Genomic DNA, 26,764 nt, shown 5'->3' on the forward strand with positions numbered 1-26,764 from the left:
GGACAAGCGAGCTTATCCCGGAAGGGGACATCGCTCAAAGAAGCCAAAATTATTCCAAGGCTACTGCAATGCTATGTGACTTATGACACACTTCGGTCGGGGTGAATCTTGCTAGGGCCTTTGGGGACGGTTTTGGGATCGAACTGGAAGGCAAACCAATGAGCAAACAGGCCGAATTTGCGGTCATTTTGAAGATGAACCCGATGTTCGCGGACCTTGGCGCCGACGAACTGCAGCGAATCTCCGGACTCTGCCACACCCAGCAACTGGGGCTCGGCGAGATGCTGTTCCAGAAGGGGGACCCCGGCGACGCCCTTTACGGGGTCCGCCGCGGCCAGATCCGGATCGAGACCGGCGCCTCCGACGGCAGCCGCCTGACCCTGAACTTCATGGGTTCAGGGGACCTCTTCGGCGAAGTCGCCGTGCTCGACGGCCAAAGCCGCACTGCGGACGCCACCGCCGGCGAGGCGACGGAACTGTTCGTGCTCCGGCGTGAGGATTTCCTCGCCTTCCTCGAACGTGAGCCGAAAGTCGCCATCAAGATCATCACGCTGCTGTGCCAGCGCATCCGCTGGCAGAGCGAGCGGATGGAAGAATCCATGCTGCAGCCACTGCCGGTGCGGCTGGCGCGAAGGCTGGTGGCGCTGGCTGCCGATTTCGGATCGGAAGTGCATATTTCGCAGGAGCAGCTCGGCGTGTTCGTCGGCGCCGCGCGCGAAAGCGTCAACCGTCAACTGCAGGCCTGGCGCAAGGACGGGATTCTGGATCTGCAGCGCGGGCGCATCCTGCTGCAGAACCTGAACAAGCTGACGACGGTGGCGCGCAACGAGTAGGGCCTGATCGTCAGGCCCCGGCGGTTATTTCCTTGATCAGCGCCGTATCGGCGAACTCGACGAGTTCGATGATTTTTCCGTCCTGGAATTTGAACAGGTCGGTCAATTCCGTCGTGAAGGTCTTATCCTTGAACCGCATCGTGAGCCGCGAGTGCACGGCGGCGCGATCGCCGTCTGCGATAAAGGCGATGATGTCACGCTCAATGAACTGAAAAGCGCCAATGAAACCAGTCATCGCTTCGCGAACGTTCGGATGACTGCGAACCGCTCCCGCCAATGCGAGGACCTTCGGCTCCCCGGCAAGTTCGAAAACCGCGTCAGCGTGAAACGCTGACATGAGGCCCTCGATGTTGCCGCTACCGCGGTCTGCATACGCTTGCTCGACGAGCTTTCGCATCGCTTCTCGATCTGCCATCCCGCCCCCCTTAAACTATTGGTTGAGCCCGAGCATAGCACCCGCTTCGATGCGGGCAACAGCAGAAGTGGTTCGGATGAATGGCGCGATGCAAGCGCCTGCAGAGCCGCAGGCGATCTCGGCTATCGACCGTTGAGGGCTTGCGTGGGTGGAAAGCGCCTCACTTCGCTGCGGGCGACATCGCCGGCGGGACCGGCGGCGGCCCCTTGGCTGGAGGCGGTGCGGTGTGATGGCCGCCCGGCGGAACATCGTCGCTCTCGGCTTCCGAGGCCAGCAGCAGCTTGCCGTAGCGCCAGATCAGCGCGCCGAGATCGTCCATCATCATGAACATCGCGGGCACGAACACCAGCGACAGCACCGTCGAGAACAGCAGGCCGCCGATCACCGCGAGCGCCATCGGCGAGCGGAACTCGCCGCCGGCACCGAATGCCAGCGCTGAGGGCATCATGCCGGCCGCCATCGCGATGGTGGTCATGATGATGGGACGGGCGCGCTTGATGCCGGCGTCGATGATCGCAAAATCACGCTTGTTGCCTTCGCGGATCGACTCGACCGCGAACTCCACCAGCATGATGGCGTTCTTGGTGACGATGCCCATCAGCATCAGGATGCCGATCCACACCGGCGTGGTCAGCTGCTTGCCGGTCAGCAGCAAGGCTGCGATCGCGCCGCCGATCGAAAGCGGCAGCGAGAACAGGATGGTGATCGGCTGCAGGAAGGTGCCGAACAACAGCACCAGCACGGCGTAGACCATCATCAGGCCGGCGGTGATGGCGGTGGCAAAGCCGTCTGACAGTTCAGCCAGGCTTTCGGCGTCGCCCGACGGGCTTACCTTGACGCCCTTCGGCAGGCTCTTCATCACGGGCAGGTCGTAGATCATCTTGGTCGCGTCGCCGAGCGCCGCGGTGCCGACGAGGTCGGCCGCGACGGTGGCCTGCCGTTCCCGGTCGTAACGGTTGATGCTGGTCGGGCCCTGGTCGAGCTGGATGTCGGCGACGACAGACAGCGGCACGCCGCCGCGCTCGCCGCGCTGGCCGAGCGGCACCCGCAATTGCTGCAGCATCTGCAAGTCGCCGCGCGCGCTGTCCTCGAGCTGGACGCGGATCGGCACCTGGCGGTCGCCGGCATCGAACTTGGCGAGCGCCGGGCCGACGTCGCCGATGGTGGCGACACGGATGGTTTGCGACAGGCTTTCGGTGGAGACGCCAAGCCGTGCGGCCAGTTCGGCCCTTGGGCGAATCCGAAGCTCCGGCCGGTCGAGCGAGGTTTCCGAGATCACGTTGGCGATGATCGGAATCCGCTTCATCTGGGTCGCGAGTTCGTTGGCGACGTTGCCGACGATGTTGCTGTCGATGCCGGTCACGACGAGCGAAATCGCACGCAGGCCGTTTTCATCGAGGAACCAGAACCGGATGTCCGGGACGTTTTCCAGTTCCTTGCTGATATCGAGCTCGAGCAGGCGCTGGGTGTGCTTGCTGTCGCGGTCTTTCTTCGGCGTGTAGTTGATGATCAGCGCGGCGCGCCGCACTTCCTGCGTTCCCGGCGGCACCCGGCCGCCATCGACGAATATGCTCTTGATCTCCGGGCGCTTGCGCAGGCGCTGGACGATTTCTTCCGTCACCTTCTCGGTGTAGGCGAGTTGCGAGCCTGGCGGCAGCTCCATCGCCAGCAGCGAGCGCGCGGTGTCCTGCGCCGGCAGGAAGCCCTGCGGCAGCAGCGAGATGCTCCAGATCGAAGCGGCAAAGATAGCCAGTCCGGCCAAAACGGTGATGAAGTAGTGTTTCACCGACCAGGTCACGAGCTTGGTATAGGCCTGCAGCAGGCGGCCGGGCGGCGGGTCGTCATGCGGGTGATCCTTGAGGAAGTAGGCCGCCAGCACCGGCGTGACGAAGCGCGCCGCCAGCAGCGAGAAGAACACCTGCACCGACACGGTGATGCCGAATTGCTTGAAGAACTGCCCGGCGATCCCGGACATGAAGCTCGCCGGCGCGAAGATCGCGATGATGGTCAGCGAGATCGCGATCACGGCGAGGCCGATTTCGTCGGCGGCTTCCAGCGCGGCGCGATAGGGCGTCTTGCCCATGCGCATGTGGCGGACGATGTTTTCGATTTCGACGATGGCGTCGTCGACCAGAATACCCGTCGACAGCGTGATGGCGAGGAAGCTGACGAGGTTGAGCGAGAAGCCGAGCAGATCCATCACCCAGAACGCCGGGAAGATCGACAGCGGCAGCGAGATCGCGGCGATGATCGTGGCGCGGATGTCGCGCAGGAACAGCAGCACGACGACGACGGCGAGAATCGCGCCCTCGAACAGGGTCGAGATCGCCGCCTCGTAATTGCCCTTGGTGAAATCGACCGAGGTGTCGATCATCTTCAGGTCGACGTCGGGATAGGCCGCCTTCAGCGCATCGATGCGTTTTTGCACGGCGGCGGCGACCACCACGTCGCTGGCGCCCTTCGAGCGCTTGATGCCGAGGGCGACCACCGGCTCGCCGTTGAAGCGGGCAAAGGTCCGGCGATCGGCAATTGTGTCTGTGACGGTGCCGAGATCGTCGAGCCGCACCTCGCCGCCGCCGAACAGCGGGATCATGGTGCCGGCAAGTTCATTCAGCGTCTTGGCGCCGGCGAGCGTGCGGATCGCCTGGTCGTTGTTGCCGATGCCGGCGCGGCCGCCGGCGAGGTCGACATTGGTGCCGCGCAGGATCTGGCTGACATTGACGGCGGTAAGCCCCGAGGCCTGCAACCGGTCGGGATCGAGCGAGACCAGAATCTCGCGCTCGACACCGCCGATGCGCTCGACCTGGGCGACGCCGCGGACGCCCTGCAACGCGCGTTTGACGACGTCGTCGACGAAGTAGGACAGCTGCTCCGGCGTCTTGCCCGGAGAGATCGCGGCATAGGTGACGATCGGCAGGCCGATCACGTCGACGCGCTGGATCAGCGGCTCGGTGACGTTTTGCGGCAGGCTGGCGCGGACGCGGGTGACGGCATCCTTGATGTCGTTCAGCGCGCGGTCGGTGTTGGTCTCGAGCGCGAACTGGATCGTGGTCAGCGACAGGCCATCGGTAATCGACGACGAAATGTGCCGCACGCCCTCGACGCCGGATACGCCGTCCTCGATCGTCTTGGTGACCTGAGATTCAAGCTCCGAGGGCGCCGCGCCGAACTGCGAGACCGCCACCGAGATCACGGGGATGTCGGCGCTCGGCAGCCGCGTGACCGCGAGCTTGGTGAAGCTGACCCATCCCAGCACCAGAAGGATGATTGAAAATACGATGGACGGAAGCGGGTTCCGGATCGACCATGCCGAGATATTCAAAGCCATTATCGTGTCCGCGTGCGCTCGAGTTCGTCGGCAAACATGGTCTTGATCTGGTCGCCGTCATGCAGCGAGGTTCCAGCATCGGCCACGACGGTTTCACCGACGGCGAGGCCTTCAAGAATTTCCGTAGAGGTGTCCGACGTCAGGCCGACCCGGACTTTTCGCGTCTCGATCCTGTTGTTCTCCTTGACCACCTGCAGGGTCAGGCGGTCGATGGCGGTACGCGGCACCGCGACGCCACAGCTGCGCTTGGCGTCGATATTGGCGCGGGCGAACATGCCGACCTTGAGCGAGGGATTGTTGTTCAGCGAAATCCTGACTTTGCCGAGCTGGGTGGCGCGGTCGATCTGCGGCGAGATTTGCCGGATCTTGCCGACCAGATCGGGCGCGTCGTCGCGGCTGATCCGCACCGTGGCGCCGGGATTGAGCTTGAGCAGATGGACGCTCGGCACTTCGGCCTCCAGCTCGATCTCGTTGTTGACGGAAATCCGGAACATCGGTCCGGCCTGCGGCGAGGCCGGCGCGCCGACGGCGGTCCTGACTTCGGTAACGAGGCCTGGGCCAGGCGTGCGCAGCGATATCGGTCCAGTCCTGCCGCCGCCCGGAGCTCCCGGCTGCTGCGGCGGCGCGGTCAGGCGTGCCAATTCCTGATTGTCCGCCACCATGTCGCCTTCGCGGACGAAGACATCGGTGACCCTGGAGCCTTCCTGATCGACGCCGACCTGCGCTTCGCGGCGCGGCACGATAAATCCGGTGACCCGCACCATGTCGGAGAAGCAGGCATTGGTGGATTTGGTCACGATCACCAGCGCCTGGCTGGGCGTATCCTTGGGCTCGGGACGGGAGCGGTGCTCGAACCAGTAGTAGAAGCCACCCACAACAACAACGAACGCTACTCCGAGCGCAGGTTTGAGGTATTCGGAGAGTTTCATCGCCGGATCAATCCAGACTGGAAGTCAAATGAAGCGGGGTGCATCCGATTCACCGAAAAATTACAATGAACCCAAAACAAAATGCGTCCCGCAAGGGTGCTGCGGAACGCATTGTAGCCGGAAAATCTAGGTCAACGCCACGCCCTACTTGAACAGGCTATTTGGACGCAGTGGCCTTGTTTTCCATGTTCACAACCTGCACGCGGCGATTGGCTTCGGCCATCGGCTGGTTCGAGTCCTTCAGCTTGCTCTTGCCGTAACCGACGGTCACCAGATCGGTGCCGTTGATGCCGTATTTATCGACCAGATAGCGCTTGATCGCGTCGGCGCGCCGCTCGGAAAGGTCCTGGTTGTAGCCTTCGCCGCCGGCAGCGTCGGTATGACCGGCGACCACGAAGGTCGAGCCTTTCAGGTCGGAATTGGACAATGCGCGGCCGAGCGCCTGAACCGATGCCAGCGATCTGGGGCTGATATCGGCCGAGTTGTAGTCGAAGTTGATTTCCAGATCGATCTTGGGCTTGTCCTTGACGATCGCGGCGATCTCTTCACGCTCGCTGAACGACAGCGACCGCGTCGAGCGGCCGCGGATTTTCTGGACGAACTGCCCTTCGGCGGCAACTGCGGCCTGATCAACCTGCTGCGGACCGACCGACAGGCCGCGGGTCAGCGGCTTCTTTTCCGGCACCAGCGCGCGGAGGATCTGATCCTCGGTCACGTTCTTGTCCTTGGCCTTCTCCTCGGCAACCGCGCTGGCCATGCCAAAGCAGAGGGCGGCGCCGAGCGTCGCGATCGAAAGGAGCCCGGTCAGGGTCTTTGTTCCAGAGCTCTGTGACATTACCAGTCCCTCCTGCGCGTGGTTCCAAAACGTGATTCAAATGAGCTGCCGGACCAATCCGGTCGCGGCCTATTACCGTTAGTCTAGCCGCCCGCCTGTCGGTTCGAGGAGGCTGCCAGTTAGCGTCAAATAATCGTCACTGTACCCCGTAATCGGCGAATTCCTTAACGATATTCGGATCCATCGCCTTGGCGTTGCTAATATCCAGATCGCCTTCCGGGATCGAGCCGTTGCGCTTCTTGGCAATGCCCCGTCCGTACAGCGACGAGGTCAATCTCGGGTTGATCTTCAGCGCGGCGTCGAAGTCGGCAATTGCATTCTTGGTCTGTCCGCTCTTGAGGTTGACGAGGCCGCGGCTGTCCAGCGCATCGACGAAATTCGGACGCAACCGCAGCGCCTCGTTGCAATCCTTCAGCGCGGCCTGCAGGTCGCCGATGACCGTGCGGGCCCAACAGCGGTTGTTGTAGGCTTCCACATCCTTCGGGTTGAGCCGCAGCGAATTGTTGAAGTCCTTGATCGCGAGTTCGTAGGCGCCCTTGCTGGCATAGACCTGGCCCCGCCGATACAGCGCGGCCCCATCGTCGGGGTTGTCGTTGAGCTTGGCGGTGAGGCTCTTGATGGTCGGATCATCGGCGAGCGCCGCGATCGCCGTGTTGCTCTCGGTCGGCTTGGCCGGCGGAGCGGGCGGCGGGATGGTGACTTCGACCTGTTTTGGCGGCTGCGGCGGAGCGGGCGGCTGCGGCGGTGCAGGTGGCGGCGGTGCCGGCGTCGCAATGGCCACCTGGGCTCCGGCGGGAGGTGCCGGAGCAGGCGCCGGTGTCGGAGCGGGGGGAGGTGACGGAGCGGCGGCGACCGGCGGCGGGGAGGGCGCGGCGACAACCGGAGGCGGGGCTGGCGGCGGACTCGAAGGCTTCGGCCCTGCGCCGCCCGGGATGAAGGAGAAATCCTCGGCCAGCGACGACGAAATCCACGGCACCTGTTCCTGGCGCGAGGCGCGGGTGACGCCGACCCGGGTGCGATTCAAAGTTTCCTCGGCCATCAAATCGGGGGTGCGGATTTCCTTGAGCAGTTCCCGCACGAACAGGCTGCGATCGCTGCCATTATCCGAAATGACCGACGAAAGGGCCGCCGAATACATCACCAGAGAGCCGTTCGGCGCGATGACCGGCGCAAGTCCGGCGGAAAAACTGCGGAACCGGCGCTCGAACGGATTGCGCCTGGAGGCGTCGACCAGGGCGATCTTGACGCCGGCGCCGCGGCTGTTGATCTCGCCCAGCACCATCTCGAGGCTGAAGCCGTCGCGGCGCACGTCGGCCTCGGCCCAGATCTGCGCGTCGACCGGGATCATGTAGCTCTGGCGGTTCGCCTGGATGCCGAAACCCGAGAAGAAGATCAGGGCGACCGAGCCGGGCTTGATCTTCCCGTACAGGCGCTCGAAGGCCCGGCGCATGCCGTCGCCGGTGAGGTTTTCGCCGATATCGACGTTGAAGCCATCGCGCTTGAGTTCTTCGGCGACATCGCGCGCGTCGTTGATCGGCTCTTTCAGCGGCGCTTCGGCGTCCGGATATTTCGAATTGCCGATCACCAGCGCAAAACGCTCGCCGGCCCCGAACGACGGGGCGATCGACGCCACGGAAAAGATCACTGTGAGAAGCAATGCAAGGCGGATTTTCATTATCACCGCAGTCCAGCCAAAAAAGCGCCGATCCGAGCTTGCGCCGCGGCGACCATACTCCACGCAAACCGCATTATCAAACGAGCCCCGCAGGCCGTCAACCACTTGCGAAGGCGACGTTAATTGCGACAATTCACCGCGACGAACCCGCGATGAACCCTTGGGAATTGAAGGGGAATAAATCCCGTTGGTCGTGAAATTGCGGTGCGTGATCAGCCGGTGGTTGCGTAAGCCCTCCCGGAGCCAGCCGTGGCCCTGGTGCCCGGTCAGCCACCGGCGATGTAACACATTGGGTGTGCCGCCCTGTTACGGATGGTCATTCGCACTGCCGGTTTGACCTTTGCGGATGACGATGGCTTGTTGTGGACGTCGGCCAAAACTCAAACCTCAAGAAAAGTGACACCGATGGGAAATGCCTACGAAATCTACGCACTGCGCTATGCGACGATGTCGCCGCGCACCCCTCATCTGAATTTCCTGATCCCGGATCCACACGACACCACGGCGCAGGACCTCGACTACTTCGTCTGGCTGATCCGCGGCCACGGCCGCGAGATCCTGGTCGATACCGGCTTCAACGCCGAGGAAGCCAAGGCGCGGTCGCGCAAGCTCAACCTCAATCCGGTCGATGCGCTGGAGGCGTTTGGCGTCAAGGCCGACAGCATCAAGGACGTCGTCGTCACCCATCTGCACTACGATCACGCCGGCAATCTCGACCGCTTCCCCGGCGCCCGGTTCCATCTGCAGGATCGCGAGATGAGCTACGCGACCGGGCGCTGCATGTGCAACGGCCTGATCCGGCACCCATTCTCTGTCGAACACGTCACGCTGATGGTGCGCCATGTCTATGGCGAGCGCGTCACGTTTCATAATGGCGATGGCGAGATCGCGCCCGGCGTCACCGTGCATCGCGTCGGCGGCCATTCCGATGGTTTGCAGGTGGTGCGGGTCGAGACCGCGCGCGGGCCGGTGGTGCTGGCCTCGGATGCCGCGCATTACTATGCCAACCTGCAGAAGCGCAGCCCGTTTCCGATCGTCTACAATGTCGGCGACATGGTGCAGGGCTGGGAGATCGTTGAAAAGCTGGCCGGCCACCCCGACCGCTTCATTCCCGGCCATGATCCGATCGTGAGCGAAATCTATCCGCGCGCCAGCGACAAGGTCGATGCGTTTGCCTTGCACCTGGCGCCGTCACGATCGTTTGTGAAGTAGGATCAAGCCATGATCGAACGCTTTCCCGGCCTCACGCCAACCCGCAGCCGCGCTGTCGTTCACGACGATCTGGTGCTCACCGTGGCGGTCGCGCCCGATCCGGTCACATCATCGATGTACGAGCAGAGCGTCAAGGCGCTCGCCCGCATCGACGAGAGCCTTGCTCTGTGCGGTTCGAACAAGAGCAAAATCCTGTCAGCGATCGTCTATATCTCCGACATGAAGCGCAAAAGCGAGATGAACCGCGCCTGGGATGAATGGGTCGACACCAGTAACCCGCCGATGCGCGCCTGCCTCGGCGTCGAGCTCGAACCGCCGCATATCGTGGAAATCGTGGTGACGGCGACGAAGTAGGCGGCGCGGTTTCGAGTTCGCGCGGGCGTGCTGATAGACCCTCATCCCGCGCAACGGCTTTGCCGTTGTCGCTGGAAGAGCCGCGCTCTTGCGCGGCGTCTCGAAGGATGCGGGCCCGTCTATGGCCTCATGGTTCGAGACGGCGCAAGAGCGCCTCCTCACCATGAGGGTTGAGGATTAATACGCTTCCTTCGCGTCGGCCTCTGCGCTGGTCTGCACGAGGTCGAGGCTTGCCTCGATCTTGCCGAGCAGCGCGGCCAGCGCCTTTCGCTCCGGCGCGGAGAGGCAGGACAGGATCTCCTGCTCCCGGCGCAGCAGGCGCGGGATCAGTTCCTCGTACAGCGCCTTGCCTTTTGCCGTCATGCGCAGCCGGAATTCGCGGCGGTCTGCTTCGTTCTCGACGCGCTCGATCATCTGCCGTTTCATCAGCGTGGTGACGGCGCGGCTGATGGTCGATTTATGGGTGCGGGTGCAATGGGCGATGTATTGCGCGCTGCAGGGCTCAACGCGAAAACCCAGCGTCGCCAGCACGCGCCATTCCGGAATGTCGAGCCCGTACCGCGCCTGATATTCGGCCGAGAGCGCCGAGGAGACTTCCGCCGCCAGCCGGTTCAGCCGGAAGGGTACGAATTTGAAGAGGTCGAGACGGCCGCCGTTTCTTGCGGCTTTCGCAGGCGTTCCATCCTTATCCCCGTCTTTGCGCGTGCCGCTGTCGGGCGCGGATCGGGATCGGGCGCTGTTCTCGCTGGACGACGCGTTGGCCAAAATCGCTCCAATTTGAGTTGACGCCGGGGGCGCCAGCGGGTTTAAGATAGTTGCAGATGCGACTAATTTAGCAAGTCCGCGCACCCTTGGCCAGAGTAAACCTTTCAATGGTCCAGACCAAAACCCAATTCGGCTACCGCAGGCACCCTGATCAGGATCGGGCGGGAGTTGATGCGGCCGAACATCCCGTCGTCGTGGTCGGCGCCGGGCCGGTCGGACTGTCGCTGGCGATCGATCTGGCGCAGCGCGGCCAATCCGTGGTGCTGCTCGACGATGCCGACCGGATCGGCGAGGGCTCGCGCGCGATCTGCTTTTCCAAACGTTCGCTGGAATTCTGGGACCGGCTCGGCGTCGGCCAGCGCATGGTCGACAAGGGCGTGGTCTGGAGCGTCGGCAAGATCTTTCACGGCGCCTCGCAGCTCTACCAGTTCAATTTGCTGCCGGAAGAGGGCCACAAGCGGCCCGCCTTTATCAACCTGCAGCAGTTCTATGCCGAGGCCTATCTGGTCGATCGGGTCCAGGAGCTTTCCGGCATCGACCTGCGCTGGCGCAACAAGGTGACCGGCCTCGAACAGCGCAACGACCATGTGCTGCTGACGATCGAAACGCCTGACGGACCGTACCGGCTGCATGCCGGCTTCGTCGTCGCCTGCGACGGCGCCCGCTCATCGTTGCGGCAGATGGTGGGCGCCGAATTCGCCGGGCAAGTGTTTGAAGATCAATTCCTGATCGCCGACGTCAAGATGACGGCGGCGTTCCCGACCGAGCGCTGGTTCTGGTTCGATCCGCCGTTCCACGCCGGACGCTCCGCGCTGTTGCACAAGCAGCCGGACGACATCTGGCGCATCGACCTGCAGCTGCATCCCGATGCGGATCCTGTCGTCGAGAAGCGCCCGGAAAATGTACGGCCGCGGATCGCGCGGATGCTTGGCCACGACAAGTTCGATTTCGAATGGATCTCGCTGTACAAGTTCCAGTGCCGCCGCATGGAGAAGTTCTTGCACGGCCGCGTGATCTTTGCCGGGGATGCCGCACACCAGGTCTCGCCGTTCGGTGCCCGCGGCGCCAATTCAGGCCTCGAAGACGCCGAGAACATCGCCTGGAAACTCGATCGCGTCTTGCGCGGGTCGTCGCCGGAAGCGCTGCTCGAGAGTTACCACACCGAACGCAGCGCCGCGGCGGACGAGAACATCCGCGAGTCCACGCGCTCGACCGATTTCATGGCGCCGGTGTCGCAACAGGAGGCGCGGCTGCGCAAGGCGGTGCTGTCGCTGGCCAAGGAAACCGAATTCGGCAAGCGCATGGTCAATGGCGGACGGCTGTCGGTGCCTTCCACCTATGACACGCCGCTGTCGACCGCCGATCGCGATGCGTGGCGCGGCGGCCCGCGGCCCGGCGCGTCGATGCCGGATGCGCCGATTGCGGCAGCGAGCGGCCAGCCGATGTTTCTGACCGAAGCCTTCGTTGGCAGGGGAGCGCAATTCACGTTGCTGGAATTTGGCAACGGTGCCGCGATCGATGCGCCCGAAGGCGTGGAAACCATTCGCATCGGCGGCGACCACGGCCTTGCCGACACCATGGGCCTTGCGGGTACGCGCTACGACGCCGAGCCCGGCACCGCCTATCTGCTGCGGCCCGACGGCTATGTCGCCGCGCGCTTCCGGCATCCGACCCGGCCGGCGCTGGATGCGGCGTTGGCGCGTGCGGCGGGTCTCAATCGAGGACTGTCATGACGCTGTCCACCAGTTCGAATTTCGCAAAACCCGACGACGCCTTCCGCGCCATCGTCGAGGCGCATCGGGGCTTAAGCGATGCGCAGAGCGCCGATCTCGACGCCGCGCTGGTTCTGGTGCTCGCCAACCATATCGGCGACATCGCGGTGCTGAACGAAGCCATCGCGCTCGCCAAGCGGCGGATGCTCGATGCCAGCCAGCAGCAACAGCAGCAACAGCAGCAGCAACAACAGCAAAAAGTATGAATATGTCGTCATTGCGAGCGCAGCGAAGCAATCCATCCCTCCGCAAGCGAGGTGACAATGGATTGCTTCGCTGCGCTCCCTTGCACAAACGCTTTGCGTTTGTTGCAGGCAATGACGGGGATAGAGTTATCAAAAAGGAATCGAACTAATGGCCAAGGGTTTCGCGTCCACCACGGACATGGCGGAAAAGAAGATCACCTTCTCCGAGATCGGTACTGATCTCTACGCCTTCACCGCCGAAGGTGATCCGAACTCGGCAATCATCGTCGGCGACGATGGCTGCCTGGTGTTCGACGCGCAATCGACGCCGGCGATGGCGAATAAAGTGATCGAGCGGGTGCGCACCGTCACCGACAAGCCGATCAAATATGTCGTGCTGTCGCATTACCACGCGGTGCGCGTGCTCGGCGCTTCCGCCTACAAGGCGCAGGGCATCGTCGCCTCGGCGGAAACCTATCGCCTGATCGAGGAGCGCGGCCAGCAGGATTGGGATTCCGAATATGGCCGCTTCCCGCGCCTGTTCCAGGATGCCCAGAGCATTCCCGGACTGACCTGGCCGACGCTGACCTTCGAAGGCGAGATGTCGATCTATCTCGGCAAGCGCGAGGTGCGCTTAATCCAGCTCGGCGCCGGACATACCTCCGGCGACATCGTGGCCTGGGTGCCGGATGCCGAAGTGATGTTCTCCGGCGACCTCATCGAATATCACTCGGCCTGCTATTGCGGCGACGCGCATCTGCGCGAATGGCCTGTCACGCTCAACGAGATCCGCGCTTTCAATCCCAAGGCGATTGCGCCCGGCCGCGGCGACGCGCTCAAGGGCCTTTCGACCGGCCGCGATGCGATCGCGATGACGCGGGACTTCGTCACCACGCTTTATGGCGCGGCCGAAACCTCGGTCGCCCGCGGCCGCAACCTCAAGGAATCGATGGCGGCGACGCGCGAGGTGATGGACCCGAAATTTTCCAGCTTTGCGATCTACGAGCACTGCCTGCCGTTCAACGTCTCGCGCGCGTTCGACGAGGCTTCGGGGATCGACGATCCCGTGATCTGGACCGACAAGCGCGATCAGGAAATGTGGGCCGCCCTGCAAGGCGCATGATCCCGAAAAGTGGGTACCGGTTTTCGGACAAGATCATGCGCAAGATGAAGGAGGATGACCATGAATATCAACACCTCGCCCGATGCGATCTCGCGCAGCACCGTTGGTGTCACGCCGGGCTACATGTCCGGCTTCGGAAACAGCTTTGAGACCGAGGCGCTGCCCGGCGCGCTGCCGATCGGCCGCAACTCGCCGCAGCGCTGCGCCTATGGGCTCTACGCCGAGCAGCTTTCCGGCTCGCCCTTCACCGCGCCGCGCGGCGCCAACGAGCGGTCGTGGCTTTATCGCATTCGTCCCTCGGTGAAGCACTCGGGACGTTTTGAGAAGGCCGATGCCGGGTTGTGGCGCACCGCGCCATGCCACGAATACGAACTGCCGATCGCGCAATTGCGCTGGGATCCGGCGCCGATTCCGAAAGAAGACATGACGTTTCTGCAGGGCGTGCAGACCATGACGACCGCAGGCGACGCCAACACGCAAGGAGGCATGGCCGCGCACGTCTATCTCATCACCAAATCGATGGTCGATCAGCATTTCTACAATGCCGATGGCGAGATGATGTTCGTGCTGCAGCAGGGCAATCTGCGCCTTGTCACCGAGTTTGGCCGCATCGACGCCGAACCCGGCGAGATCGTCGTGATCCCGCGCGGCGTCAAGTTTCGCGTCGAGCTCACCAACGGCCCGGCGCGCGGCTATCTCTGCGAGAACTACGGCGGCGCCTTCACGCTGCCCGAACGTGGTCCGATCGGCGCCAATTGCCTCGCCAATTCGCGCGATTTCCTCACCCCGGTGGCGGCCTATGAGGACAAGGACACGCCGACCGAACTGTTCGTGAAATGGGGCGGTTCGCTGTTCAAGACGACGCTGCCGCATTCGCCGATCGACGTGGTGGCGTGGCACGGCAATTACGCGCCCTATAAATACGACCTGCGCACTTTTTCGCCGGTCGGCGCCATCGGCTTCGACCATCCGGACCCGTCGATCTTCACGGTGCTGACCTCGCCGTCGGAAACCGCAGGCACCGCCAACATCGACTTTGTGATTTTCCCGGAGCGCTGGGCGGTCGCGGAAAATACCTTCCGTCCGCCCTGGTACCACATGAATATCATGTCGGAGTTCATGGGGCTGATCTACGGTGTCTACGACGCCAAGCCGGAAGGCTTTGTGCCCGGCGGCATCAGCCTGCACAACATGATGCTGCCGCACGGCCCGGATCGCCAGGCCTTCGATCATGCAAGCAACGGCGAGCTGAAGCCGGTGAAGTTGACAGGCACCATGGCCTTCATGTTCGAGACCCGCTACCCGCAGCGCGTCACCGCGCACGCGGCGAAGTCGGCGACCTTGCAGGACGACTACGCGGATTGCTGGCAGGGACTGGAAAAGCGATTCGATCCGAACAAGCCGTGACTTCGTTGCGCTCTTTTTTTTCGTCATGCCCGGGCTTGTCCCGGGCATCCACGACTTTCTTCTCTTTCGCCTAAGACGTGGATGGCCGGGTCAAGCCCGGCCATGACGATGTTCAATCGGAGAAACACCGTGCCCCACCCCAACGATCCCAAGCTGAAATCCTTCATCCCGGTCGATCCCGCGTCGGATTTCCCGATCCAGAATCTCCCCTACGGCGTGTTCTCCGCCAAGGACGGGCTCGCCCCGCGCGTTGGCGTCGCGATCGGCGACTATGTGCTCGATCTGTGGCAGCTCGCGCAGGATTGCCGGATCGACGTCGTCGAACCCGGCGTGTTCGCGAACGCATCGCTCAACGCGTTCATGGCGCTCGGGCCGGAGGTGTGGTCGCGGACACGGGCGCGGATCAGCGAGCTGTTGCGCCACGATCATCCCGAACTGCGCGACAATGAAAAACTGCGCCAGCGCACGCTGGCGCCGATGGCGGATGTCACGCTGCATCTGCCGATCGCGGTTTCCGGCTACACCGACTTCTATTCCTCGAAGGAGCACGCCACCAATGTCGGCGTCATGTTCCGCGGCAAGGACAATGCGCTGCAGCCGAACTGGCTGCATATGCCGATCGGCTACAATGGCCGCGCATCGACCGTCGTCGTCAGCGGCACCAAGGTGCGCCGGCCGCGCGGGCAATTGAAGCCGCCGACAGCCGACGTGCCGAGTTTTGGGCCGTGTAAACGGCTCGATTTCGAATTGGAGATGGGCGTCGTGATCGGACAGGCGTCGGCGATCGGCGAGATGCTGACGGAAAAACAGGCCGAAGAGATGATCTTCGGGTTTGTCATCCTCAACGACTGGAGCGCGCGCGACATCCAGCAATGGGAATATGTGCCGCTGGGGCCGTTCCAGGCCAAGGCGTTTGCGACCTCGATCAGCCCGTGGGTCGTGACGCGCGAGGCGCTGGAGCCGTTCCGCGTCCAGGGGCCCGCGCAGGATCCGCAGCCGCTGGAATATCTGCGCCAGGCGCAGCCGAACAATTACGACATGCAACTCGACGTCGCCCTGCGCGCCGGCTCCATGAACGCGGCCGCCGGCATCTGCCACACCAATTTCAAGTACATGTACTGGTCGTCGGTGCAGCAATTGGTGCACCACGCCTCGTCCGGCTGCGCCATGAATGTCGGCGATCTCTTAGGGTCCGGCACCATCTCCGGCCCGGAAAAGGATCAGCGCGGCAGTCTGCTGGAGATCAGCTGGAACGGCACCGAGCCGGTCGAGTTGCCCGGCGGCGTCAAGCGTACGTTCCTCGAAGACGGCGATTCGCTCGTGATGCGCGGCTGGTGCCAGGGCGACGGCTACCGCGTCGGTTTCGGCGAGGTCGAAGGCACGATCACGCCGGCGGGTTAGTTCACATTATTAAACGCTGTCGTCCCGGCGAAGGCCGGGACCCATAATCCCGGGCGTCCGTGGCTAAGGGAAGTCGTCAAGCAGCTTTCTTAAACGATGGGCCGCGGCGTATGGGTCCCGGCCTTCGCCGGGACGACGATAGTGTCACCGCTCCTGTGGCGGAACGGCCCTGATTCGCGCTGAATGCGTCGCGACCTCGTCGAGGCTGTAGGACAGATGCACGCGCTTGTCCGACGGCGGCCGCTTCGCAACGCTTAGTCCCGGCCGCCATTCCTGCGCAGGCCGGATCGGCCGCGGCGTGAAACCGCCACCGCAGTTCGGGCACACATTATGCAGCTTGTTGTCGGCGCAGTCAGCGCAGAACGTGCACTCATAGGAACAGATCCGCGCTTCCGTTGCGTTCGGCGGCAGATCCTTGTCGCAATATTCGCAGTTCGGCCGGAGTTGCAGCGCCATGGTGATCTCTTCGATCTGGTTAAACGGGATCATCGCAAATTCGCCGTTGAAAGCGAATGGCGAATACCCCTCGATTTCGGCCATCTGCCTCAAATCTACCGCGCCAATTCCTTCAGCGGCAGCTTTGCGCTTTCCTTCAGCCGGTCCAGCACGATCGAGGAGCGCACATGCGCCACGCTCTGGTGCGGCATCAGCACGTTGTTGACGATGTCGGAGAGGCTCTTGAGGTCGCGCAGCACGGCTTTGAGCAGATAATCGGCGTCACCCGTCAGCGAATAGGCCTCCTGAATCGCGTCGACGCGGCCCACCAGCGCGCGAAACTTCTTGGCGTTGTCGGGCGAATGCGTCGCCAGCGTGATGTGGATGAAGGCGATCAGATTGAAGCCGAGCGCCTCGGAGGCGAGGTCGGCGTGGTAGCCCGCGATCACTTTTTCTTCTTCGAGCCGCATCCGCCGCCGCGAGCATTGCGATGCCGACAGGCCGACCAGATCGGCCAGTTGCTGGTTGGTCAGCCGGCCGTCGTCCTGCAGCGCGGCCAGCATTTTGAGGTCGAAAGCGTCTACCGAAATCATGCGCGAAATGTCCATTTGATGCACGAATTGTGCATGACTATAGCCAATCCCGCCGCCATTTGCATGCACATTGCGCCTGATATGGCGGAAACTCCATGGATCAAATCAAGAAGGAGATTCCGCCATGGGTCCATTTCCGCACGACGCGCCGGCCGCCGTCATCAGCGCCGACAATCCGATGGGCACCGACGGTTTCGAGTTCGTCGAATACGCGCATCCCCGGCCGGAAGAGCTGCACGCGCTGTTCAAGCTGATGGGCTATGTGCCGGTCGCCCGCCACAGGACCAGGAACATCACGGTCTATCGCCAGGGCGACATCAATTACCTCATCAACGAGGAACCCGGCACCCACGGTTTTAATTTCGTGGCCGCCCACGGCCCCTGCGCGCCGTCGATGGCGTTCCGTGTGGTCGATGCGAAACAGGCCTACGCGCGCGCGATCTCGCTTGGCGCGGAGCCCGCGGATGTTTCTTCAGCGCAGAAGACGCTCGACGTTCCCGCCATCAAGGGCATCGGCGGCAGCCTGCTGTATTTCGTCGATCGCTACGGTGCCAAGGGCTCGGCCTATGACACCGAGTTCGAATGGCTTGATGCCAAAGACCCGCGTCCCGCCGGCGCCGGTCTGTTCTACATCGATCACCTCACCCACAACGTCCATCGCGGTCGGATGGATGTCTGGACCGGCTTCTACGCAAAACTGTTCAACTTCCGCCAGATCCGTTTCTTCGACATCGAAGGCCGCGCCTCCGGCCTGTTCTCGCGCGCGCTGACCAGCCCGGATGGCAAGATCCGGATTCCGATCAACGAGGACGCCGGCGATTCCGGCCAGATCGAGGAATATCTCAACACCTATCGCGGCGAAGGCATCCAGCACATCGCCTGCGGCGCGCGGGACATCTACGGCACGGTGGAGACGCTGCGCGCCGACGGCTTGCCGTTCATGCCGTCGCCGCCGCTGACTTATTTCGAGAAGATCGACGCACGGCTGCCCTGCCATGGCGAGGACGTCGCGCGGCTGCAGCGCGACGGCATCCTGATCGACGGCGAAGGCGTCGTCGAGGGCGGCCACACCAAGGTGCTGTTGCAGATCTTCTCGGCGAACGCGATCGGGCCGATCTTCTTTGAGTTCATCCAGCGCAAGGGCGACGACGGTTTTGGCGAGGGCAATTTCAAGGCGCTGTTCGAATCGATCGAGGAGGATCAGATTCGCAGGGGCGTGTTGAAGGTGGACGCGGCGTAAGCCCGCGCGTCAAACTCGGTGTCGTCCCGGCCTTGAGCCGGGACCCATAACCACCGTCGTTCGTGAGACGAAAGGTCGACGAACAGCCGTTCTTAACCGAGGAGCCGCGGCGTATGGGTCCCGGCTCAAGGCCGGGACGACAACAGGGGCTATCTCCCCGCCTTCCACGCGCTGGTCAGCTCCCCAATCTCCGCCTTCTCCGCATCCCGGATCGCCGACGGCGTGCGCGAAAAACGCGGCGCCGGCGCGGGCTGGGTTACGCCGTGGCGTTCGACAAAGATCTTTCGCGCGGCGTTGTGCGGATGCTTCGGCGCTTCCGCCATGGTCAGGATCGGTGCGAAGCAGATGTCGGTGCCTTCCATGATCTTGCACCAGTCTTCGCGGCTCTTGCTCTTGAAAACTTTAGTGAGTTTTTCCTTCAGTGCCGGCCAGGCGTTGCGGTCCATCTGGGCGTCGAAATCGGCGTCGGTCAGGCCAGCATGTTCGCGCAGCAGCGCGTAGAACTGCGGCTCGATCGATCCGATCGAAATGAAATTGCCGCAGGAGCATTCGTAAACGCCGTAGAAATGCGCGCCGCCGTCGAGGAAGTTCTGATCGCGGCCTTCGGTCCAGCGGCCGATCGCGGTCATGTCGAAGAACATCGACATCAGCGACGCCGCGCCGTCGCACATCGCGGCATCGACCACCTGGCCCTTGCCGGATTTTGACGCTTCCAGCAGCGCAGCGAGGACGCCGACCACGAGATAGAGCGCCCCGCCGCCGAAATCGCCGACCAGATTGAGCGGCGGCACCGGCTTCTCTTTGGTGCCGATCGCGGCGAGCGCGCCGGTGACCGAGATGTAGTTGATGTCATGGCCGGCGGCCTGCGCCAGCGGGCCTTCCTGACCCCAGCCGGTCATGCGGCCGAACACCAGGCGCGGATTGCGCGCCATCACCACGTCGGGCCCGAGGCCCAGCCGCTCCATCACGCCGGGACGAAAGCCTTCGATCAGCGCGTCGGCATTGGCGAGCAGGTCGAGCACGCCCGCGACCGCGGTCTTGTCCTTCAGATCGAGTTCGACGACTTTCCGTCCGCGGCCGGCCACCGATTTCAAATTCTTCCTGGCGCCGACGCGGTCGAGCGTCACGACCTCCGCGCCCATGTCGGCCAGCATCATGCAGGCGAACGGACCCGGGCCAATGCCCGCGAACTCGACGATGCGAAAACCGGCGAGCGGGCCGGAGGCGCGAACTGCGGATTGGGCGGCGGGTTTGTCGAGCACGTCTTGTTCTCCCACAGAGGTATTTTTAATTAGCTGATTAGCTAAATTGTCTCGCCTCCGGCTGCGCGTGGCAAGCATTCTTTGCTCAAGAATCTGACCAAATGCAGAGCGGCGCGCATCGCTGCGCGCCGCTTGCATGGGAACTTGCGTTTAGTGGTTATTAGCCCGCCGCAGTCACCGCGCGCTGCGCCATTACCTTGACCAGGTTGGCGCGATAGGCTGCGGATCCGTGGATATCGGCGAGCATGCCGCTGTCGGAGACTTTGACGCTGTCGAGCGCGCCGGCCGACCAGCTCGCCTTCAGCGCTGTCTCGATCACCGGTACCCGCATGACGCCGTTTTGCGATGCGCCTGTTGCCGCAACCCTGACATCGCCGGCCTTGGTCTTGGTCACGAACACGCCGGTCAGCGCGAAGCGTGAGGCGGGATGGCGCATCTTCTCGTAACCGGCCTTGGCCGGCACCGGGAACGACACCTGCGTGATGATCTCGCCGTCTTCCAGCGCCGTCGTGAACAGGCCCTTGAAGAAATCATCCGCCGCTATCGAGCGCTTGTTGGTTTTCACGGTGGCGCCGAGCGAAACCAAGGCCGCGGGAAAATCCGCCGCCGGGTCGTTGTTGGCGATCGAGCCGCCGATCGTGCCGCGGTAGCGGACTGCGGGATCGCCGAGCACCGAGGTGAGGTAGGCGATCGCGGGGATCGACTTCTTCACATCTGCGCTTTGCATGATGTCGAAATAGGTCGTGGCCGCCTTGATGGTCAGCGTATCGCCTGATGCTTCGATCCCGATCAGTTCCTTGATCTTGCCGAGATCGATCACGTCGGACGGCGCGGCCAGCCGCTGTTTCATCACGGGAATCAGCGTGTGGCCGCCGGCGAGATATTTCGAATCCGAGCCTTTGCCGAAAAGTGCCACGGCTTCGTCGACCGAGGAGGGGCGATGATAAATTGTCTCGTACATGATTCTCTCCCTCTCAACCGTGAATGGCGTGCCAGACGCGATCGGGCGTCGCCGGCATTTCGAGTTTGTTGTTGCCGATCGCATCCGTGATCGCGTTGATCACCGCGGCCGATGCACCGATCGCGCCGGCTTCGCCGCAGCCCTTGACGCCGAGCGGGTTGCCCGGACACAGCGTCGTGGTGTGGTTCAGTTTGAACGACGGCAGATCGTCGGCGCGCGGCATGGCGTAATCCATGAACGACGCCGTCAGCAGCTGACCCGAACTGTCATACACCGCGCCTTCGAGCAGCGCCTGGCCGATGCCCTGGGCGAGCCCGCCATGGACCTGTCCCTCGACGATCATCGGGTTGATCAGCCGGCCGAAATCGTCCGCCGCCACGAAGTTGACGAAGGAGGTCTTGCCGGTGGCGGCATCGACCTCGAGTTCGCAGATATAGGCGCCGGCCGGGAAGGTGAAGTTGGTCGGGTCGTAGAACGCGCCCTCCTTCAGGCCCGGCTCCATGCCGTCGGGCAGATTGTGCGCCGTGTAGGCGGCGAGCGCGACCATCGGCAGCGCGATCGACTTGTCGGTGCCGGTGACTTTGAACTCGCCGTTCTCGATCACGATGTCGCTTTCGGAGGCTTCGAGCGCATGGGCTGCGATCTTCTTCGCCTTGGCCTCGACCTTCTCCATCGCCTTGAGGATCGCGGTCAGGCCGACGGCGGCCGAGCGCGAACCGTAGGTGCCCATGCCGAACTGCACCTTGTCGGTGTCGCCATGGACGATCTGCACCTGGCTGATGGGAACGCCGAGGCGTTCGGCCACCAGCTGGCAGAACGTGGTTTCATGGCCCTGGCCGTGGCTGTGCGAGCCGGTGAGGATCTCGATGGTGCCGACCGGGTTGACGCGGACTTCCGCGGATTCCCACAGGCCGACGCCGGCGCCAAGACTGCCGACCGCTTTCGACGGCGCGATGCCGCAGGCCTCGATGTAGCAGGAGAGGCCGATGCCGCGCAGCTTGCCTTCGGACTTGGCTTTCGCCTTGCGCGCCGGGAAGCCGGCGTAGTCGATCGCCTTCATCGCCGAGTCCAGCGAGGCGCCGAAATCGCCGATGTCGTAGGCCATGATAACAGGCGTCTGATGCGGGAATTGGGTGATGAAGTTCTTGCGGCGCAGTTCCGCCGGATCGACCTTCAACTGCCGCGCCGCCGTCTCCAGCAGCCGTTCAACCACGAAACTCGCTTCGGGCCGGCCCGCGCCACGATAGGCGTCGACCGGGGTGGTGTTGGTGTAGACGCTGATCACCTCGGCGAAGATGTTGGGGATGTTGTACTGGCCCGACAACAGCGTCGCGTAGAGATAGGTCGGCACTGACGACGAGAACAGCGACATATAGGCGCCGAGATTGGCGTAGGTCTTGACGCGCAAGCCGGTGATCTTGTTGTTGGCGTCGAGCGCCAGTTCGGCATTGGTCAGGTGATCGCGGCCATGGGCGTCGGTCAGGAAGGCCTCGGTGCGATCGCCGGTCCACTTCACCGGACGCCCCACCTTCTTGGAGGCCCACAGCGCCACCATCTCCTCAGGGTAGATGAAGATCTTGGAGCCGAAGCCGCCGCCGACGTCGGGCGCCACCACCCGCAGCTTGTGCTCCGGGGCGATGTTATAGAACGCCGACAGCACAAGACGGGCGACATGCGGATTTTGCGAGGTCGTATAGAGCGTGAAGTGCTCCTCCGCCTCATTATATTCGCCGATCGCCGCCCGCGGTTCCATCGCGTTCGGCACCAGGCGGTTGTTGGTGATGTCGAGCGAAACCACGTTGGCCGCCGCTTTGAACGCGGCTTCGGTGGCGGCCTCGTCGCCGATCGTCCAGTCGTAGATCACGTTGCCGGGCGCTTCAGGGTGAAGCTGCGGCGCGCCCTGCTTGATGGCCGCGCGAATATCAGCGGCGGCCGGGAGTTCTTCGTAGTTGACGACGACGGCTTCGGCGGCGTCCTTGGCCTGGTTCTTGGTCTCGGCGATCACGACCGCGACCGCCTGGCCGACAAAGCGCACGGTCTCCGGCGCCATCGCCGGCCATGCGCCCATCTTCATGCCGGTGCCATCCTTCGACGTAATGGCCCAGCCGCAAATCAGATTGCCGACCTTGTCGTCGACGATCTGCTGGCCGGTCAGGATGCCGACCACGCCGGGCATGTCCTTTGCCGCTGAAGTATCGATGCTCTTTACCTTGGCGTGGGCGTGCGGGCTGCGGATGAAGTGCGCGTGGGTCAGGCCCACAATCTTGATGTCGTCGACGTAACGGCCCTTGCCGGTAATGAAACGGCGGTCTTCCTTGCGCACAACGCTTGCGCCAATGCCTTCAACGCCCATGTCCTGTCCTCCCAACCGGAGTTATTGTTTCCGCCATTTCCATCGAAACGAAGCGGCCTTTGAATGCTGGTTTGGTGGCCTGCGGCAGCTATTCGGCCGCCTGCGAGACCTTCATGCGTCCGGCCGCATCGAGCACCGCCTTGACGATGTTATGGTAGCCGGTGCAGCGGCAGATGTTGCCTTCCAGCTCCTGCCGGACGGTTTCCTCGTCGAGCTTGCCAGCATGGCGGTGCACGATATCGATCGACGACATGATCATGCCCGGGGTGCAATAGCCGCACTGCAGGCCGTGATTGTCGCGGAACGCCAATTGCATCGGGTGCAATTCGTCGCCCTTCGAGATGCCCTCGATGGTGGTGACGTTGGACCCGGCGGCCTGGCCCGCCAGCACGGTGCAGGATTTGACCGCCCGGCCGTCGATATGGACGACGCAGGCGCCGCACTGGCTGGTGTCACAGCCGACATGGGTGCCGGTCAGGTTCAGGTTTTCGCGAAGCAGATGGACGAGGAGGGTCCGGTCCTCGACGTCGGCTGAGACAGCCTTGCCGTTCACCGTCAATTTGATGGTAGACACGCGTGATACCTCCCGATGTTTTATAATTATTCCAATTAGAAACACGGGCGGGGGAACTTGCAACTAGGATTTTGGTCGCCCTTGTCATTGTGATGACATCCTCGCGGCGACGCGGCGTCGATCAGCCGATTCTTCGGCCGTGCTCCAGCGGGCGGGCCGAGGTGCAGCCAAAGCGCTGCGCGTGGCGGAAGGTAGATTGACGGGGTGAGGTCTCGTCCACCCCGCACCGCATCATACTTGCGGAGATCGTCCGGGCCCCCAAAGGGGGACCAAGACAAAAAAGTATGCTTCCAGCCCTGCAACCCAAGGCGAATGGAGCCGGAATTTACCCAGCCTTATCCATTGTGCCTTAGTTTTGCGCACTGGATCGGGGGCAGGGCCTCCCGATCCGGGTTTTCAGAATGAAAACGGGGGGCTTGAGGTGGAATTGCTGAAACGTACGGGCCTGTTCTCGATCAAACTCCCAACCTTTCGATTCCGCGCCAAGATCATGCTCGGCTTTGCCGTGACCCTGGCCATCTCGGCGGTCAGCATGGGCATTGCCTATATGGGATTTGAACACGTTTCCGCAGGCGTCGACGCCTACCGGCGCAGCGTGCAGGAAGCCGATCTGGCGCGCGACATCGACCGCGAGCTGATTTCCTATAGTTCGCTCGCCCGCTATTTCGTGGTCACGGCCAAGGAAGAGGATGGCAAGGCGACGCTGGCGGCCGAAGCCAGCCTGAAGGCAGCCATTATTGCCTCGATGAAGGGCACCACCGATCCAGGCCGGCTCGAACAGCTCGCCAAGCTGGAGCGGGAATTCCGCGCCTTTGCCAAGATCTTTGCCGACGTCGTCAAGGTCAAGGACGAGAGCGCGCGGATCACCCAGAACCAGCTCACGCGCAGCGGCATGTCGCTGCACTACAAGCTCGACGATCTCCCCAGCAACGCCGACGAGTCCGAGCAGCAGGTCATCAGTCTCGGCGCGAAAAAGGTCTACGAGCAGTTTCAGGCCGTCACCGCACTGGTCAACACGTTCGTCATCAATTCCGACAAGGCGGTGGCCGCCAGCGCGTTGGCGCGTCTGAAATTCGTCGAGAACTCGCTGAAGTCGATTTCCTCAAAGAATGAAAAGGTCGTGGCCGACCTCAAGGAGTCCGCCGGACTTCTGGAAGCCTACCGGGAGGCGCTGGCGAAGCTGATTCACAACGCCAAGGAAATCGACGATCTGACGCTCGACATGACGGATTCCGTCACCGCGATCAGCAAGGGCGCCGCCGTCATGAAGTCCAGCCTGCTGGCCGATCAGAAGCGGCTCGAGGCGGAGTCGAATGCGAGCATTGGCGAAACCGAACGGCTGATCCTGATCCTGGCGGCCGGCGGCTTCCTGCTCGGCTGTGTCTGGGCGTTCTTGCTCGGCAAGGGCATTTCCAAGCCGATGACCGCAATGTGTGGTGCGATGCGTGAACTCGCCGCCGGCAATTTCGATGTCGTGCTGCCCGGCCTCGGGCGCAAGGACGAACTTGGCGAAATGGCCAGCGCGGTCGAGGAGTTCAAGGTCCAGGCGGTCGCCAAGGCCGAACGCGACGCCGCCACGCAAGAGGCGCAGAACAAGGCGAGCAGCGCCGCGCGCCGCACTGAACTCATTCGCTTTGCCGACGAATTCGAGGCCGCGGTGGGCGCCATCGTCTCCAACGTTTCGGCCTCGGCCGTGCAGCTGGAAGCATCGGCGGGAACGCTGACGCGAACGGCGGAAACCACCCAGAGCCTGTCGAGCCAGGTCGCCGGCGCTTCGGAGCAGGCGTCCGGCAACATGCAATCGGTGGCGTCCGCGACCGAGGAGCTGTCGGCCTCCGTCGACGAGATCGGCCGCCGCGTCAAGGAATCCAGCCAGATTGCGGAAGCCGCGGTGCGCCAGGCCGAACAGACCGATAGCCGCATCGGAAAACTGTCGCGCGCAGCACAAGAGATCGGTGACGTGGTCAAGCTGATCACGGCGATTGCCGAGCAGACCAACCTGCTGGCGCTGAACGCGACCATCGAGGCGGCTCGCGCGGGCGATGCCGGCCGCGGCTTCGCCGTCGTCGCCTCCGAGGTCAAATCGCTCGCCAGCCAGACCGCGAAGGCAACCGACGAGATCTCCAATCACATCTCGGGCATGCAGGGTGCGACCCAGGAATCGGTCGCGGCGATCAAGGAAATCGGCGGCACCATCGGCAAGATCTCCGACATCGCCACGACGATCGCGGATGCGGTCGAGCAGCAAAGCTCGGCGACGCAGGAAATCGCACGCAGCGTCCAGAACGTCGCGCAAGGCACCGAGGAAGCCGCCGCCAGCATCATGCAGGTCAACCGCGGCGCGACCGAGACCGGTACGGCCTCGGAAGAGGTACTGCATTCGGCGCGCACGCTGTCGAGCGAAAGCACCCGGCTGCGCGAAGAGCTCGACCGCTTCATGGCGAATATCCGCGCGGCGTAAGGACATCGCTCCGTCGTCGTCCCGGCGAAGGCCGGGACCCATAGCCACGACTGTTTGTTGTTTGAAGAATCTCTGCCGGCTCGCCGTATCACCACGGCCGCGGCGTATGGGTCCCGGCCTTCGCCGGGACGACCATGAATGGGCCGCGCCTGAGTCGTTTCGGTCGCAATGACAAACGTCGTCGTCGCCTGCGACAAATCAACCCGTCGGGCAAATCAGTTCTGATTTACGGAAATGATGTCAAGCCCCAGAATAAAAAATATTTCTGTTTACCAGAATGAAAATCAGGGGCATATATTCGCCCATCCCGTCCCACTCAGAAGGGCGTCGGCCGTCGTCACGGACGTTGGGCGGGTTGCGGTGGACGCTGGTTTACGCCTCGACGACGGCGTGGATAAGCGTACGGCAAAACCGTGTGGTCCTGGCGCCCGTTGCAGGCGTCAAGCTGTCGGAGAAGCGCAAGCGGGAACGGCGGCGACGGAGTCAACCAAGAACTCGTCTCCGGGGAGATCACGGCATAAGCCGTAAAGCCACTGCGCAGGGAAGGCCGGGTGTTCTCCGCTGCCCTGTATGCTCGTGTGCAGCATTTCTTGTGCTAACCGCACACGGGACCGCGGGTGCAGCGCGCACCCGGTCTTCCCTGCGCCCTCT

General features: G+C 63.1%; 22 protein-coding genes. 10 read left to right on the forward strand and 12 right to left on the reverse strand.

Going from position 1 to position 26,764, the window contains the following annotated elements; all coding sequences use genetic code 11:
- Window positions 1-158: 158 nt before the first annotated feature.
- The gene (locus tag JQ611_RS33480; RefSeq protein WP_192735671.1) at window positions 159-833 is read left to right on the forward strand and encodes a Crp/Fnr family transcriptional regulator; all 675 of its coding nucleotides are present in this window, start codon (window positions 159-161) and stop codon (window positions 831-833) included.
- A gap of 10 nt (window positions 834-843) precedes the next feature.
- On the opposite strand, the gene JQ611_RS33485 is transcribed toward JQ611_RS33480, so the two are convergent.
- From JQ611_RS33485 to JQ611_RS33505, 5 genes are all read right to left on the reverse strand, one after another.
- Window positions 844-1,248, reverse strand: coding sequence for a nuclear transport factor 2 family protein (locus JQ611_RS33485; protein ID WP_212269025.1), 405 nt, complete (start codon window positions 1,246-1,248; stop codon window positions 844-846).
- A gap of 160 nt (window positions 1,249-1,408) precedes the next feature.
- Entirely contained in the window at window positions 1,409-4,576 is a 3,168-nt protein-coding gene (locus JQ611_RS33490; RefSeq protein WP_212467856.1) for an efflux RND transporter permease subunit, read from the reverse strand.
- Window positions 4,576-5,505 carry an efflux RND transporter periplasmic adaptor subunit gene (locus JQ611_RS33495; RefSeq protein WP_212269023.1) on the reverse strand — a complete coding sequence of 310 codons (930 nt, stop codon included), beginning with the start codon at window positions 5,503-5,505 and terminating at the stop codon, window positions 4,576-4,578. Before JQ611_RS33495 ends, JQ611_RS33490 begins: the two co-directional genes overlap by 1 nt.
- Before the next feature lie 157 nt (window positions 5,506-5,662).
- Entirely contained in the window at window positions 5,663-6,340 is a 678-nt protein-coding gene (locus tag JQ611_RS33500; protein WP_212269022.1) for an OmpA family protein, read from the reverse strand.
- A gap of 136 nt (window positions 6,341-6,476) precedes the next feature.
- Entirely contained in the window at window positions 6,477-8,015 is a 1,539-nt protein-coding gene (locus JQ611_RS33505) for a caspase family protein (RefSeq protein ID WP_212269021.1), read from the reverse strand.
- A 405-nt stretch (window positions 8,016-8,420) separates the two neighbouring features.
- Between JQ611_RS33505 and JQ611_RS33510 the strand changes: the two genes are divergently transcribed.
- Complete coding sequence (locus tag JQ611_RS33510) at window positions 8,421-9,227, forward strand: N-acyl homoserine lactonase family protein (protein WP_212416569.1); 807 nt, start codon at window positions 8,421-8,423, stop codon at window positions 9,225-9,227.
- Between the two features lie 9 nt (window positions 9,228-9,236).
- Window positions 9,237-9,581 carry a RidA family protein gene (locus JQ611_RS33515; RefSeq protein WP_212269020.1) on the forward strand — a complete coding sequence of 115 codons (345 nt, stop codon included), beginning with the start codon at window positions 9,237-9,239 and terminating at the stop codon, window positions 9,579-9,581.
- A gap of 177 nt (window positions 9,582-9,758) precedes the next feature.
- Here the strand turns inward: JQ611_RS33515 and JQ611_RS33520 are convergent, their stop codons facing one another.
- Window positions 9,759-10,196, reverse strand: a complete 438-nt coding sequence (locus tag JQ611_RS33520) for a MarR family winged helix-turn-helix transcriptional regulator (RefSeq protein ID WP_249133660.1) — start codon at window positions 10,194-10,196, stop codon at window positions 9,759-9,761.
- A 257-nt stretch (window positions 10,197-10,453) separates the two neighbouring features.
- On the opposite strand from JQ611_RS33520, the gene JQ611_RS33525 reads away from it, so the two are divergent.
- The 5 genes from JQ611_RS33525 to fahA all read left to right on the forward strand — a co-directional run bounded on the left by JQ611_RS33525 (window position 10,454) and on the right by fahA (window position 16,234).
- Complete coding sequence (locus JQ611_RS33525) at window positions 10,454-12,079, forward strand: FAD-dependent oxidoreductase (RefSeq protein ID WP_212467858.1); 1,626 nt, start codon at window positions 10,454-10,456, stop codon at window positions 12,077-12,079.
- Window positions 12,076-12,324, forward strand: coding sequence for a DUF2783 domain-containing protein (locus JQ611_RS33530; protein ID WP_212467859.1), 249 nt, complete (start codon window positions 12,076-12,078; stop codon window positions 12,322-12,324). Before JQ611_RS33525 ends, JQ611_RS33530 begins: the two co-directional genes overlap by 4 nt.
- 148 nt (window positions 12,325-12,472) lie before the next feature.
- A complete protein-coding gene (locus JQ611_RS33535) occupies window positions 12,473-13,426 on the forward strand; it encodes an MBL fold metallo-hydrolase (RefSeq protein WP_212467860.1) in 954 nt (317 codons plus the stop codon).
- A 60-nt stretch (window positions 13,427-13,486) separates the two neighbouring features.
- On the forward strand, window positions 13,487-14,833 hold the full coding sequence (gene hmgA / locus JQ611_RS33540) for a homogentisate 1,2-dioxygenase (RefSeq protein ID WP_212296634.1): 1,347 nt from the start codon (window positions 13,487-13,489) through the stop codon (window positions 14,831-14,833).
- Window positions 14,834-14,962: 129 nt separating this feature from the next.
- On the forward strand, window positions 14,963-16,234 hold the full coding sequence (fahA, locus tag JQ611_RS33545; protein ID WP_212467861.1) for a fumarylacetoacetase: 1,272 nt from the start codon (window positions 14,963-14,965) through the stop codon (window positions 16,232-16,234).
- A gap of 144 nt (window positions 16,235-16,378) precedes the next feature.
- On the opposite strand, the gene JQ611_RS33550 is transcribed toward fahA, so the two are convergent.
- Window positions 16,379-16,690: a DUF1272 domain-containing protein gene (locus JQ611_RS33550; RefSeq protein ID WP_212391297.1), complete on the reverse strand. Its 312-nt coding sequence runs from the start codon at window positions 16,688-16,690 to the stop codon at window positions 16,379-16,381.
- A 95-nt stretch (window positions 16,691-16,785) separates the two neighbouring features.
- Window positions 16,786-17,262 carry an Lrp/AsnC family transcriptional regulator gene (locus tag JQ611_RS33555; protein ID WP_212467862.1) on the reverse strand — a complete coding sequence of 159 codons (477 nt, stop codon included), beginning with the start codon at window positions 17,260-17,262 and terminating at the stop codon, window positions 16,786-16,788.
- A gap of 124 nt (window positions 17,263-17,386) precedes the next feature.
- Between JQ611_RS33555 and hppD the strand changes: the two genes are divergently transcribed.
- Window positions 17,387-18,502: a 4-hydroxyphenylpyruvate dioxygenase gene (gene hppD, locus JQ611_RS33560; RefSeq protein ID WP_212467863.1), complete on the forward strand. Its 1,116-nt coding sequence runs from the start codon at window positions 17,387-17,389 to the stop codon at window positions 18,500-18,502.
- A gap of 149 nt (window positions 18,503-18,651) precedes the next feature.
- Here hppD and JQ611_RS33565 read toward each other — a convergent pair whose 3' ends face one another.
- The 4 genes from JQ611_RS33565 to JQ611_RS33580 all read right to left on the reverse strand — a co-directional run bounded on the left by JQ611_RS33565 (window position 18,652) and on the right by JQ611_RS33580 (window position 23,652).
- The gene (locus tag JQ611_RS33565) at window positions 18,652-19,764 is read right to left on the reverse strand and encodes a CaiB/BaiF CoA-transferase family protein (protein WP_212269005.1); all 1,113 of its coding nucleotides are present in this window, start codon (window positions 19,762-19,764) and stop codon (window positions 18,652-18,654) included.
- Window positions 19,765-19,924: 160 nt separating this feature from the next.
- Entirely contained in the window at window positions 19,925-20,725 is an 801-nt protein-coding gene (locus tag JQ611_RS33570) for a xanthine dehydrogenase family protein subunit M (RefSeq protein WP_212467864.1), read from the reverse strand.
- Between the two features lie 13 nt (window positions 20,726-20,738).
- Window positions 20,739-23,078, reverse strand: coding sequence for a xanthine dehydrogenase family protein molybdopterin-binding subunit (locus JQ611_RS33575; protein WP_212269003.1), 2,340 nt, complete (start codon window positions 23,076-23,078; stop codon window positions 20,739-20,741).
- A gap of 88 nt (window positions 23,079-23,166) precedes the next feature.
- Window positions 23,167-23,652, reverse strand: a complete 486-nt coding sequence (locus JQ611_RS33580) for a (2Fe-2S)-binding protein (RefSeq protein WP_212391289.1) — start codon at window positions 23,650-23,652, stop codon at window positions 23,167-23,169.
- Window positions 23,653-24,142: 490 nt separating this feature from the next.
- On the opposite strand from JQ611_RS33580, the gene JQ611_RS33585 reads away from it, so the two are divergent.
- Window positions 24,143-26,113, forward strand: coding sequence for a methyl-accepting chemotaxis protein (locus tag JQ611_RS33585; RefSeq protein ID WP_212467869.1), 1,971 nt, complete (start codon window positions 24,143-24,145; stop codon window positions 26,111-26,113).
- Window positions 26,114-26,764: the final 651 nt, after the last annotated feature.

The organism is Bradyrhizobium sp. AUGA SZCCT0182 (assembly GCF_018130185.1).
In the GTDB taxonomy this organism is placed as follows: domain Bacteria; phylum Pseudomonadota; class Alphaproteobacteria; order Rhizobiales; family Xanthobacteraceae; genus Bradyrhizobium.